The sequence below is a fragment of the Polaromonas sp. P1_G2 genome, from assembly GCF_056405515.1.
Genome location: NZ_JBFUBY010000124.1, coordinates 1 through 11,661, shown reverse-complemented (window position 1 = coordinate 11,661; position 11,661 = coordinate 1). Strand labels below are relative to the sequence as shown.

The following is an 11,661-nucleotide window of genomic DNA, read 5'->3' as shown; positions in this document are numbered from 1 at the left end:
ATCCTGCATTGTTGAGATCCCCGAGCCCGACGAGGTCGTTGTCCATACGGCAAGAATCGTCAAGGCCACCGTCGTTGCGGTAGAGGACCAGACTCACGACATCAAGCGCCTGCGGCTGAAACCGGCCAAGCCCATCGAGTTCTCACCGGGACAGTACGCCCAGCTCCAGTTCACGCCCGAGCACATCCGGCCCTATTCCATGGCCGGCCTCTGCGCCGACGGCGAGCTGGAGTTCCATGTGCGCCTGGTCGCCGAAGGCCGCGTCACCGGCTACATCGCCAATACGCTGAAGGCTGGCGACGCGGTGCGCGTCAGCGGTCCGCTGGGTTCGGCCTACCTGCGCCGCAAGCATGAAGGGCCGATGCTCTGCGTGGCCGGCGGTACCGGCCTGGCGCCGATCCTGTCCATCATCCGCGGCGTCATTGCGGAAGGCATGCGCAACAGCATCCACCTGTATTTCGGCGTTCGCTCCGAACGCGACATCTATGGCCGCGAGTGGCTGGCGGAGCTCCAGCGCCGGCATCCGCTACTGAAGGTGCACGTCGTGCTTGCGTCCGGCCAGGCGCCCGGGTGCCGCACCGGCCTGGTCACCGAAGCAATTGCCCAGGATTGGCCAGGCCTCGACGGCTTCCGTGCCTACCTCTGCGGTGCGCCCCCCATGGTTGAGGCGGCGAGCCTGCTGGTGCGCCAGATGGGCGTGCTGCCCGAACAAATCTATGCCGACGCTTTTTACGCCAGCGGCACTTGAGCGATCAACAGGAACCCCCATGAACAGCAGAAATACCGATCTTGATTCCCAGCTGAGCCGCAAGGCCTACTACGACCGCATTGGCGCGGACAACATGACGCCCTTATGGGAAGTGCTGGGCGCGCTGGTGCCGCACTCGCCGAAGTCGCCGGCAGTCCCGCATCTGTGGAAGTACGCCGACGTGCGCGAACAGGTCATGGAAGCGGGCCGGCTGATCAGCGCGGCCGAGGCGGAACGCCGCGTGCTGATCCTGGAAAACCCCGGGCTGCGCGGCCAATCCTGCATCACGCAGTCGCTGTATGCCGGCCTGCAGCTCATCATGCCGGGCGAAGTGGCGCCGGCGCACCGCCATACCCAGTCCGCGCTGCGGCTGGTGCTGGACGGGGAGGGTGCTTACACCGCGGTCGACGGCGAACGCACGACCATGCGCCGCGGCGACTTCATCATCACACCGGCCTGGACCTGGCACGACCACGGCAACCCGGGTGTACAGCCTGTGGTCTGGCTCGACGGCCTGGACATTCCCATCGTCCGTTTCCTCGATGCCGGATTCGCCGAAAAAAGCGACAGCAACTACCAGGCCGTCACCCGGCCGGAAGGCGATGCGCTGGCACGCTACGGCGCCAACATGGTTCCGGTCGATTTTTACCAGCAGCCCGCCGAGCCGACCAAGGTGTTTGTCTATCCCTGGGAACGCACACTGGCATCGTTGAAAGCCATAGCCGCCGGCAGTGAGCCCAATGCGCACTTCGGCCACAAACAGCGCTACGTGAACCCGGCCACCGGCCGCTCGCCGATGCCGACGATAGCGGCGTTCTCGCAGATGCTGCCGGCCGGCTTTGAAACGCGGCCCTACCGCTGCACCGATGGCACGGTGTACGTGTGCCTCAGCGGAAACGCTGAGGCGACCGTTGAAGGAAAAACCGTCCGCCTCGATGAAAACGACGTGATGGTGGTGCCGTCCTGGCACAGCCACCAGTTCCGCGCCGGTCCCGATAGCGTGCTCTTCAGCTATTCAGACCGCCCGGTGCAGCAGGCCCTCGGCTTGTGGCGCGAACACCGCGCCTGAAATTCATCCCCACTTTCAACTTTTCAACAGAACGCCATCACATGAACTACGCCGTCGAACCCGCTACCATTCCCACGCTCGCCGTGGCCGGCGTCAGCGAACGCTTTCCCGTCAACCGGATCTTCTGCGTGGGCCGCAACTACGCCGCGCATGCGCGCGAGATGGGAAAAGACCCTGATCGCGATCCCCCGTTCTTTTTCATGAAACCGGCCAACGCGGCCGTCGATGCGTCGTCGCCGGTCAGCATTCCTTATCCGCCGAAGACGAACAACTTCCACCACGAAATTGAACTCGTCGTCGCCATCGGCAAGGGCGGCCGCGACATCGCCGTGGCCGATGCGCTGGACCATGTCTACGGCTACGGCGTGGGCCTGGACATGACACGCCGCGACCTGCAACTCGATGCGCGCGACAAGGGCCGTCCGTGGGAATTCGGCAAGTCCTTCTCGCTGTCGGCACCCGTCGGCGCGCTGTCGCGCGTGGCCGGCGGCGGACACGTCGCGCAAGGTGCCATCAGCGTCACCGTCAACGGCGGCGCCCGCCAGTCGTCAGACATCGCCAAGCTGATCTGGTCGGTCCCGGAGTGCATTGCCTACCTTTCCGAATATGAAACGCTGGAGCCCGGCGACATCATCATGACCGGCACCCCTGAAGGCGTGAACGCCGTGCTTGCGGGCGACGTGATGCAAGGCGACATCGCGGGCCTGGCCGGCATCACGGTCACGGTGGCGGCCTGAAACGCAGGCGCTGAATAACCGAAACAAAAGGAGACAGCGATGACTGCATCGACCGCCCCATCAACGGCCCCATCAGCGGCCGCCTCCACCGGCACCTTTCCCGTCAAAATCCATTGGGAATCCGAAGGCACAAGCCGGATCCCCTTCATGGCCTACACCGACCCGGACCAGCACAAGAAAGAGCTGGAGCGCTTTTTCTACAACAAACACTGGAACTACGTCGGCCTTGACGCCGAGATCCCCAACGCCGGTGACTTCAAGCGCACGGTGATCGGCGAGCGTTCGGTGATCATGGTGCGCGATGCCGACGGCGGCGTCAGCGTTGTCGAAAACGTCTGTGCCCACCGCGGCATGCAGTTCTGCCGGGAACGCCACGGCAACAAAAAAGAGTTTGTGTGCCCTTATCACCAGTGGAGCTACACACTGAAGGGCGATCTGCAGGGCGTGCCGTTTCGCCGCGGCGTCAAGCAGAACGGCAAGGTCAACGGCGGTATGCCCGCGGACTTCAAGACCGCCGACCACGGCCTCAACAAGCTGAAGGTCGCCACGCGCGGCGGCGTGGTATTTGCCAGCTTCGACCACGGCATCGAATCCCTCGAGGACTTCCTTGGGCCGGTCATCCTCGGCTATTTCGACCGTCTCTTCGACGGCCGCAAGCTGAAAATCCTGGGCTACAACCGGCAGCGCATCCCGGGCAACTGGAAGCTGATGCAGGAGAACATCAAGGACCCCTACCACCCCGGGCTGCTGCACACCTGGTTTGTCACCTTCGGCCTCTGGCGCGCCGACAACAAGTCCGAGCTGRAGATGGATGCGCGCCACCGCCATGCCGCGATGATCTCCACGCGCGGCCAGTCGGGCAAGGCCGACGAGGTCACCCAGGTGTCCAGCTTCAAAGAGAGCATGAAGCTCAACGATCCACGGTTTCTTGACATCGTGCCCGAGCCCTGGTGGGGCGGCCCGACCGCGGTGATGATGACGCTGTTCCCCAGCGTCATCCTGCAGCAGCAGGTCAACAGCGTATCCACGCGCCACATCCAGCCCGACGGCCACGGTTCCTTCGATTTCGTCTGGACGCACTTCGGCTTTGAGGACGACACGCAAGAGATGACGCAACGCCGGCTGCGCCAGGCCAACCTGTTCGGCCCGGCCGGCTTTGTGTCGGCCGACGACGGCGAGGTGATTGAGTTCTCACAGCAGGGTTTCGAGCAGAAGCCCTACCACCGCACCCTGGCCGAACTCGGCGGGCGCACGGTCGAAGACACCGACCACATGGTCACCGAGACATTGATACGCGGCATGTACCAGTACTGGCGCGAAGTGATGGAGGCCGAAGCATGACCACCGTCGTCGCCGTCAATTTCGAAGACTATCAACAAATCGCACAGCTGTATGCCGACTACGCCCAGGCGGTCGACTCGGGCAACTGGGATTTGTGGCCCGAGTTCTTCACCGAGGACTGCCTCTACAAGCTGATCCCGCGGGAGAACCATGAACGCGGCTTTCCACTGGCAACCCTGCTTTTTGAAAGCAAGGGCATGCTGAAAGACCGTGTCTATGGCATCCGCGAGACCTTGTTCCATGACCCCTACTACCAGCGCCACGTCGTCGGCGCGCCGCTGATTCGCGCGGCCGGCGGCAACCGCTTTGAGTCGGAAGCCACCTACGCGGTCTTTCGCACCAAGCTGTCACAGGAGTCGACGGTCTTCAATGTCGGCCGCTACATCGACGTGATCGTGCGCACGCCAGAAGGCCTGAAGTTCGCTTCGCGGTACTGCGTATACGACAGCGAAATGATCCCCAATTCCATCATCTACCCCATCTAAATCATGAGCAACGCCAGCTGGATTGAGGCCACCGAAGAAGACGGTGTTCCCGAAGACGACGTGATCGGGCTGCAGGTCGGCGGCCGCGACGTGGCCTTCTACAAGGTCGAAGGCAGCATCTTCGCCACCGACAACATCTGTACCCACGGGCATGCCCGCCTGTGCGACGGCTTTCTTGACGGCTATGAAATTGAATGCCCGCTGCACCAGGGAAAGTTCGACGTGCGCAATGGCCGCGGCACCTGCGCACCAATCACGCAGGACGTTCGCAGCTACCCCGTGCGCATCGAAGGCGGGCGCGTCTTCGTACAGATTTCTGACTGAACCCGCAGCTTCACCTTTTCACCCTTTTCATTACCCCCTACAGAGGAGACAACCCACCATGAACACAACTTCCAAGACGCCCTCCAAGACACCATTTCACCGCAGCGCACTGATCGCCGCAGCCGGGCTCGCACTGGCCGGCGCCAGCCAGTTCAGCGCCGCCGCCACCATCGGCTTCATGGCCCCCTTGTCCGGCCCACAGGCCATCGTCGGGCAGGACCAGGTCGACGGCTTCATGCTGGCGGTCGAGCAATTGGGCGGCAAGCTTGGCGGGCAGGCCGCCACGGTGCTGAAGGAAGATGACCAGCTCAAGCCTGAAATCGGCAGCCAGATCGTGCGCAAATTCATCGACAAGGACAAGGTCGATGCCATCGTGGGCCTCAGTTTTTCCAATGTGCTGATGGCCAGCCTGCCGCGCATCGCCGAGTCGGGCACCGTGGCCATCGCCACGAACGCCGGCCCATCGCCGCTGGCCGGCGCGGGTTGCAAGGCCAATGTGTTTTCCGCTGCGTGGCAGAACGACGGCGCCGCCGAAGCCATGGGCAAGCTCGCCCAGGACAAGGGCCTGAAAAAAGTCTACCTGATGGCACCCAATTACCAGGCCGGCAAAGACATGCTGGCCGGCTTCAAGCGCTACTTCAAGGGCCAGGTCGTGGACGAGGTTTACACGCAGGTGAACCAGCCCGACTATTCCGCCGAACTCGCGCAGTTGCAGGCCGCCGCGCCCGATGCGGTGTTTGTGTTCTACCCAGGCGGCATGGGCGTCAACTTCATCAAGCAGATGAGCCAGGCCGGCCTGATGGCCAAAGTGCCGCTGTATTCCGTCTTCACCGTCGATGGCACGACCCTGCCGGGCCTGCGCGACGCGGCCCTTGGCAGCATCAGCGGCGCGATGTGGGACGCGGCGCTTGACACGCCGGAGAACAAAAAATTCGTTACCGACTTCGAACGCAAGTACAAACGCACGCCCAGCGCGTACGCGGCGACGGCCTACGACGCGGCCAATATCCTGAACATCGCCCTGGGCAAGGCCAAGGCCGGCGATTCCAAGGCACTCGCCGCAGCGGTCAAGGCGGCCGGCAGCGAGTTCAAGTCGGTGCGCGGCCCATTCGCGTTCAACAACAACAACCTGCCGGTGCAGAACTACTATGCGTTCGAAACCGTCAAGAGCGGTGGCAATGTCGTCGGAAAGCTCATCGCAACCCCCTTGCCCAAGCAGAGCGATGCCTACCACGCGCAGTGCGCGTTAAAGTGACATGAACGGCACGATCGTTTTCGCTCAGCTGCTCAACGGCCTGCAGTACGGCGTCCTGCTGTTTTTGCTGGCGGCAGGCCTGACGCTGGTCTTCGGCATCATGAGCTTCGTCAACCTGGCGCACGGCTCGCTTTACATGATGGGCGCGTACTTCGCGRCCACGGCCTTCCAGTACACCGGCTCCTTCGGGCTGGCTTTGCTGGCGGCCATGCTGGGTTCGCTGCTCCTGGGTCTGGCGCTGGAGTTCGTCGCGGTCGCGCGCCTCTACCGTCGCGACCATCTCGACCATGTGCTGGCCACCTTCGGCCTGGTCCTGTTCTTCAATGAAGGGGTGCGCATTATCTGGGGCCCGCAGCCGGTATTTTTGCAAGTGCCGGAGTTCCTGAGCGGCGCCATTCCCATCGCCGGCTTCAGCTACCCGGCCTACCGGTTCGCCATCATCGTCGTCGGACTGGTGGTTGCGCTGGGTTCCTGGTTGCTGATCAACAAGACCCGCGTGGGTATGCTGATCCGGGCCGGCGCGGTGAACCCCGCGATGGTCGCCGCGCTCGGCGTCAATATCCGCCTGCTCAACGCCATGCTGTTTGCGGTCGGCGCCATGCTCGCGGGCCTTGCCGGCGCGATGGCCGGGCCTATCCTGTCGGTGCAGTCCGGCATGGGCGAGTCGGTGCTCATCACGACGCTGGTCGTCATCGTGATCGGCGGCATCGGCTCGGTTACGGGCGCCTTTTATGCCGCGCTGATCGTCGGCATCGTCGACACCCTGGGCCGCGCATTTTTACCCTTCCTGCTGCGGCAGGTCACCGAGCGCTCGCTCGCCGACGCGGCCGGCCCGGCGCTGGCCTCCATGCTGGTCTATCTGCTGATGGCGGTGGTCCTGGCCTGGCGACCGCAAGGCCTCTTTCCCGCCAACAGGTGAAACCATGACCCCACTTCTTTCACGCCCCAGCGCCTGGGTTCCCTTGGGGGTCCTGCTGTTGCTGGCGACCGTGCCATTCGTCGCGCAGGCCACCGGCCAGCCGTTTTACGTCGCGTTCTTCGCGCGCATCATCATCTACGCGATTGCCGCCTGCGCCCTGAACATGGCGCTGGGTTACGGCGGGCTGGTGAGTTTCGGCCATTCGCTGTTTCTCGGGCTGGGAGGGTATGCCGTCGGCCTGGCCTCTTTCCATGGCATCGGCAACGGCTGGATGCACCTGGCGCTGTGCCTGGGCATGTGCGGCCTGGTCGCCCTGGTCACAGGCGCCATCAGCCTGCGCACCACCGGCATCGCCTTCATCATGATCACGCTGGCCTTCGCGCAGATGGGCTACTTCCTGTTCGTGAGCTTGAAGAACTATGGCGGCGATGACGGCATGTCCATCGCCCAGCCCAGCCGTTTCGGCCCGCTCGACCTGTCGTCCGCGACCAGCGTCTACGTCGTGGCCTTCGTCGTCCTGGTCCTGTCGATCTGGTGGCTGGCCAGGCTGCGCGCCGCGCCCTTCGGCATGGTGATCCGCGGCGCCAGGCAGAACACACGCCGCGTCAACGCCGCCGGCATCCCGGTGCTGCGCTACCAGCTGCTGGCCTATGTGATGTCGGGAATGTTGTGCGGTGTGGCCGGCCTGCTGCTGGCCAACCTCAACGCCTTCGCCTCGCCCAGCACGCTGGCCTGGTCGGTCTCGGGCGAGCTGATCGTCATCGTGGTAATCGGTGGTCTGGGGACAGTGTTCGGCCCCTTGATGGGGGCACTGGTTTTCCTCGGCCTGGAAGAAATCCTGAAAGGATTTACCGAGCACTGGATGGTCATCTTCGGCCCCTTCATCGTCATCGTCACGCTCCTGGGAAACCGCGGCATCATCGGGCTGCTGCAGCGCTTGGATGCCCGGGAAAAGCCGGCCCCAAAAGCCGCTTCATCGGTCGCTGTGGCGACGGATGCCGCGCAAGGAGCCCTGTAATGGCCAGCATTCTTCGCACAGAATCCCTCACCAAACGCTATGGCGCGGTGCTGGTCACCGACGCGGTCTCGCTGGATATTCGCGAAGGCGAACTGCACGCCATCATCGGGCCCAACGGCGCGGGCAAGACCACGCTGATCAACCAGTTGTCGGGCGAACTCGCACCGAACAGCGGCCGCGTCTGGTTCAACGGCGCGGATGTGTCCGCCTTGCCCATCCATGAACGCGCGAAGCTTGGTTTGTTGCGCTCCTACCAGATCACCTCGATCTTCGAGGACTTCAGCGTGCTGGAGAACGCCACATTCGCGGCGCTTGGCTCACGCCAGCATGCCTTCAAGTTCTGGACGCCGATGCTGGCGGACAAGAAAGCACGCAAGTTCGCCGAAGAAGCGCTAGCAGCCACCGGCCTTGCGCATCGCCTCCATGTTGCGGCGGCCGATCTGGGGTATGGCGAGCGCAGGCAGCTGGAGCTGGCCATGAGCCTGGCCGCCGGGCCCAAATTTCTGCTGCTGGATGAGCCCATGGCAGGCATGAGCGTCCAGGAATCCGCCGCCGTCATCGCACTGCTGAAAAGCCTTAAACGGCTGTACGCCATCCTGCTGGTCGAGCACGACATGGATGCGGTGTTCGCGCTGGCGGACCGTATCAGCGTGCTGGTCTACGGCAGGATTTTGTTCACCGGTACGCCCRAGGAAATCCGCAAGCACCCGGAAGTGCGGGCGGTGTACCTCGGTGAAGAAGCTGAAGCATGAAGCGGACAAGGAAAAAGCCATGACGCCATTTTTATCCGTCCAAGGCCTGCAGGCTTCTTACGGCCACGCACAGGTGCTGTTTGACATCTCCTTCGATGTCGGCCCTGGTGAGGTTGTGACCCTGCTGGGACGCAACGGCATGGGCCGCTCCACCACGGTCAAATGTTTGTTCGGCATGCTGCCCATAGCCGCCGGCAGCGTGTCGGTGGCCGGTGCCCGCGTAGACCATTTACCTTCGCACCGCATCGCGCGCCAGGGCCTGGCGCTGGTGCCCGAAGGCCGGCAGGTGTTTCCCAACCTGACGGTCGAGGAGAACCTGGTGGCGACCGCCCGCGACGACAACAAGAGCCATGGAAAGCCCTGGGGCCTGGGCCGTGTCTACGCCTTTTTTCCACGATTGAAAGAGCGCCGCGGCAATTTGGGATCGCAGCTGTCGGGCGGTGAGCAGCAGATGCTGGCCATCGGCCGCGCGCTGATGACCAACCCGCGGCTGCTGGTGCTCGACGAGGCAACAGAAGGCCTGGCTCCTGTGATTCGAAACGAAATCTGGCGCGCCCTTGCTGAGTTGAAGGAGGAGGGCCTGTCGCAGATCGTCATCGATAAAAACGTGAAAGCGCTGATGGGACTGGCCGATAGGCACTTTGTGATTGAAAAAGGCTGCGTGGTCTGGCAAGGCACTTCGGATGAGTTGCGCGGACAGCCTGAAATCGTTCACCAATACCTGGGCGTCTGAACCGATCTGTGAGGCCCTTGCCGCAAGTTCGGCGCTCGAACTTATTGCTTGAGGACTAGGCTGCGTTGGCCAGCGTCAATGGGCCTGCGTAAACGCGGCAAGGTAGTACGACATCTCGGGGTTTAACCCATTTGAATTACTTTGCTTTGGTGATGTACTGGCTGAAGTAATAAAGGAGACTAAATGGCTCTCAATTTCACGCACCTCAAGACCACCATGGCTGCACTTCTGATCTCGGCCTTGCCGATGTCCAGCCACGCCATCGACCTCGTCTTCGGACAGGTCGCTTCACAGACCAACCCGACATCGGCCGCGAACGCCAAAGGCATGGCGGCGGGTATCCAGGCCTATTTCGACAAGGTCAACGCGGGCACTACCCTGCAGGGCAACAAGCTCAAGCTGGTCACGCTTGATGACGGCCTGCAGGCCCCAAAGATGATGGAGCTGACCCAGCAACTTATCGGCGATCCGGCGGTGGTAGGGCTGTTGGGCTTTCTCAACAGCGCCGGACTCGCCGAAATCGCCAAGCAGGACTTGGCGGGCAAGAACGGCATCGCGCTGATTGCGCCGCTGCAGGGCGATAAAAATGTGATCTCCGCCAGCAATGTGTTTCCCCTGCGCAGCGGCTATGCGGATGAAGTTGCCAGCCTGCTCAAGGAAGCCAAGACTTGGGGCAAGGACTCGCTGGCCATCGTCAATATGAGCGTCGCTTTCGGCCCACCCCTGGCTCAGCTGACGACCCAGCTCAGCGGCCCACAGGGCGTCAAAATCGCGACGCAGCAGGTGCTTGACGCCGCGCCCGACAAGCTGGATGCGAGTGTCCGCGCAGCCGTCGCCGCCATCACAGAGATCCGCCCCAAGGGCATTATTTTGCTGGCTGCGGGAAAGCCCGCATTYGAATTCGTCAAGGCTGTTCGCGAGGTCCCTGGAGGGTCGGTGCAGATCTACGGCCTGTCGGTGCTGCTGCACGACGGCCTGGTCAATGCCACCGGCAAGGACAAGGCACGCGGCATCGTGTTGAGCCAGGCGGTGCCTTTCCCCTTCGTTCCTTCCAAGCCGGTCATCACCGAATATCAAGCTGACATGAAGAAGTACGCGCCGGGCGAGGCCCTGTCTTTCTCAAGCCTCGAAGGCTACATGGGCGCCAAGATCGCTGCGGAAGCCGTCCGGCGTGCGGGCAAGACGCCGACCCGCGCCGGCGTGCTGCAAGCCTTGTCCAATCTGGGCGAATACAACCTGGGAGGTGTCTTTGTCAACTACACCGCCAACCAGCGGACCGGCTGGGGTGGTGTGGATCTCTCCATCATCAATTCCGGCGGCAACCTTCAAAAGTAGGTTGGAAAACTGCGATCGCCGTTCAAAGCGACGGAAGGCGAAGCCGCACTCGCGTTTCCGCAGGCGCTCGTGCTGCGCTACGGAGTTTTGAGCCCGAACATCGACGCCTGCCGTCTGTTGCGGAGAACCGTGGAAAGTGGTTTCCAGCCGCGTTGCATGCGCTGAAATCGCGACCGAATTCTTCCCGGATATAGGTGACACATCCTTCAAGGAGCCCGGATTCACAGCCCGTGAGCGTGTCACCCTGCGACCGTCGCTGGACGTGAATGGACTTCGCGAAGCGAAGTTACGCGGCCACGTTCCGGCGATTCACGCTTTGTAGTTGCCCCTCGCCAAGCTTCGCGCCGCACGCTGGCCTGTACCCATCGCTCTCAGCGTGTCCCCTGCGTCCTGCATTGTGAATATTCACGCTCAAGCAATGTACCGAATTAGTTCTCTCCAAACCTGTCGCGAGAACTGGAGGCGGACACGAGCGCAAAGATTTTCCGTCAATGAGCGGTGCTGTGCGTTGTTGACCGCGATGACGAAAGCCGACGAGTAAAAGGATTAATCACCTGTGGGAACCAACAGGGAAATTAAGCTACCCGTTCAACTCAAACCTCTGTTTAATTCGATCCGAAGACTGCAAAGAACGTTACAGGTTCGTGGTTCCAGGCTTTGTACGAGCCGGAATATTCATCGGCTTGAATTGCCGTCCTGATGATGATTTTTTCGGGATTTCAAAAAAACACTGTGTTACCCGGAAGCCCCGGCCCGACTGGGTTTTCTCACACACCTGGAAGGCTTTTCTATGTCTAACGGCATGACACTCTCCGCTCCTCAGAACCTGGGGAGCAATACCATCTTGACCGCGCCTCCATCAAAAATTTATATTGTGATGGGGCAGGTGGCAGTGCCGGAAAATGGCCACAACAACATAGCAACCATGTACTTGTCGACCGGCAC

Annotated in this window: 12 protein-coding genes and 1 pseudogene; all 13 read left to right on the top strand. The window is 62.2% G+C overall.

What is annotated here, in order from left to right:
- Positions 1-748: FAD-binding oxidoreductase (locus AC1D0P_RS14050; RefSeq protein ID WP_477677302.1), on the top strand; the 748-nt coding region annotated here is incomplete at its 5' end.
- 19 nt (positions 749-767) lie between these two features.
- A complete protein-coding gene (gene gtdA, locus AC1D0P_RS14045) occupies positions 768-1,817 on the top strand; it encodes a gentisate 1,2-dioxygenase (RefSeq protein WP_477677301.1) in 1,050 nt (349 codons plus the stop codon).
- A 41-nt stretch (positions 1,818-1,858) separates the two neighbouring features.
- Positions 1,859-2,554 carry a fumarylacetoacetate hydrolase family protein gene (locus AC1D0P_RS14040; RefSeq protein WP_477677300.1) on the top strand — a complete coding sequence of 232 codons (696 nt, stop codon included), beginning with the start codon at positions 1,859-1,861 and terminating at the stop codon, positions 2,552-2,554.
- 39 nt (positions 2,555-2,593) lie between these two features.
- Positions 2,594-3,895, top strand: coding sequence for an aromatic ring-hydroxylating dioxygenase subunit alpha (locus AC1D0P_RS14035; protein ID WP_477677299.1), 1,302 nt, complete (start codon positions 2,594-2,596; stop codon positions 3,893-3,895).
- Entirely contained in the window at positions 3,892-4,380 is a 489-nt protein-coding gene (locus AC1D0P_RS14030; RefSeq protein ID WP_477677298.1) for an aromatic-ring-hydroxylating dioxygenase subunit beta, read from the top strand. The genes AC1D0P_RS14035 and AC1D0P_RS14030 overlap by 4 nt, the downstream gene beginning before the upstream one ends.
- Positions 4,381-4,383: 3 nt before the next feature.
- Entirely contained in the window at positions 4,384-4,704 is a 321-nt protein-coding gene (locus tag AC1D0P_RS14025) for a non-heme iron oxygenase ferredoxin subunit (protein ID WP_477677297.1), read from the top strand.
- Between the two features lie 58 nt (positions 4,705-4,762).
- Complete coding sequence (locus AC1D0P_RS14020) at positions 4,763-5,959, top strand: ABC transporter substrate-binding protein (protein WP_477677296.1); 1,197 nt, start codon at positions 4,763-4,765, stop codon at positions 5,957-5,959.
- Position 5,960: 1 nt separating this feature from the next.
- Positions 5,961-6,878, top strand: coding sequence for a branched-chain amino acid ABC transporter permease (locus AC1D0P_RS14015; RefSeq protein WP_477677295.1), 918 nt, complete (start codon positions 5,961-5,963; stop codon positions 6,876-6,878).
- Between the two features lie 4 nt (positions 6,879-6,882).
- Positions 6,883-7,896 (top strand): branched-chain amino acid ABC transporter permease, encoded by a 1,014-nt coding sequence (locus tag AC1D0P_RS14010; protein ID WP_477677294.1) that lies wholly within the window; start codon positions 6,883-6,885, stop codon positions 7,894-7,896.
- A gap of 68 nt (positions 7,897-7,964) precedes the next feature.
- Positions 7,965-8,411 (top strand): annotated as a pseudogene (locus tag AC1D0P_RS14005) (ATP-binding cassette domain-containing protein); the annotation flags it as partial.
- A 6-nt stretch (positions 8,412-8,417) separates the two neighbouring features.
- A complete protein-coding gene (locus AC1D0P_RS14000; RefSeq protein ID WP_477677303.1) occupies positions 8,418-8,648 on the top strand; it encodes an ABC transporter ATP-binding protein C-terminal domain-containing protein in 231 nt (76 codons plus the stop codon).
- Between the two features lie 19 nt (positions 8,649-8,667).
- A complete protein-coding gene (locus tag AC1D0P_RS13995; protein ID WP_477677293.1) occupies positions 8,668-9,381 on the top strand; it encodes an ABC transporter ATP-binding protein in 714 nt (237 codons plus the stop codon).
- Positions 9,382-9,564: 183 nt separating this feature from the next.
- On the top strand, positions 9,565-10,716 hold the full coding sequence (locus AC1D0P_RS13990) for an ABC transporter substrate-binding protein (protein ID WP_477677292.1): 1,152 nt from the start codon (positions 9,565-9,567) through the stop codon (positions 10,714-10,716).
- Positions 10,717-11,661: the final 945 nt, after the last annotated feature.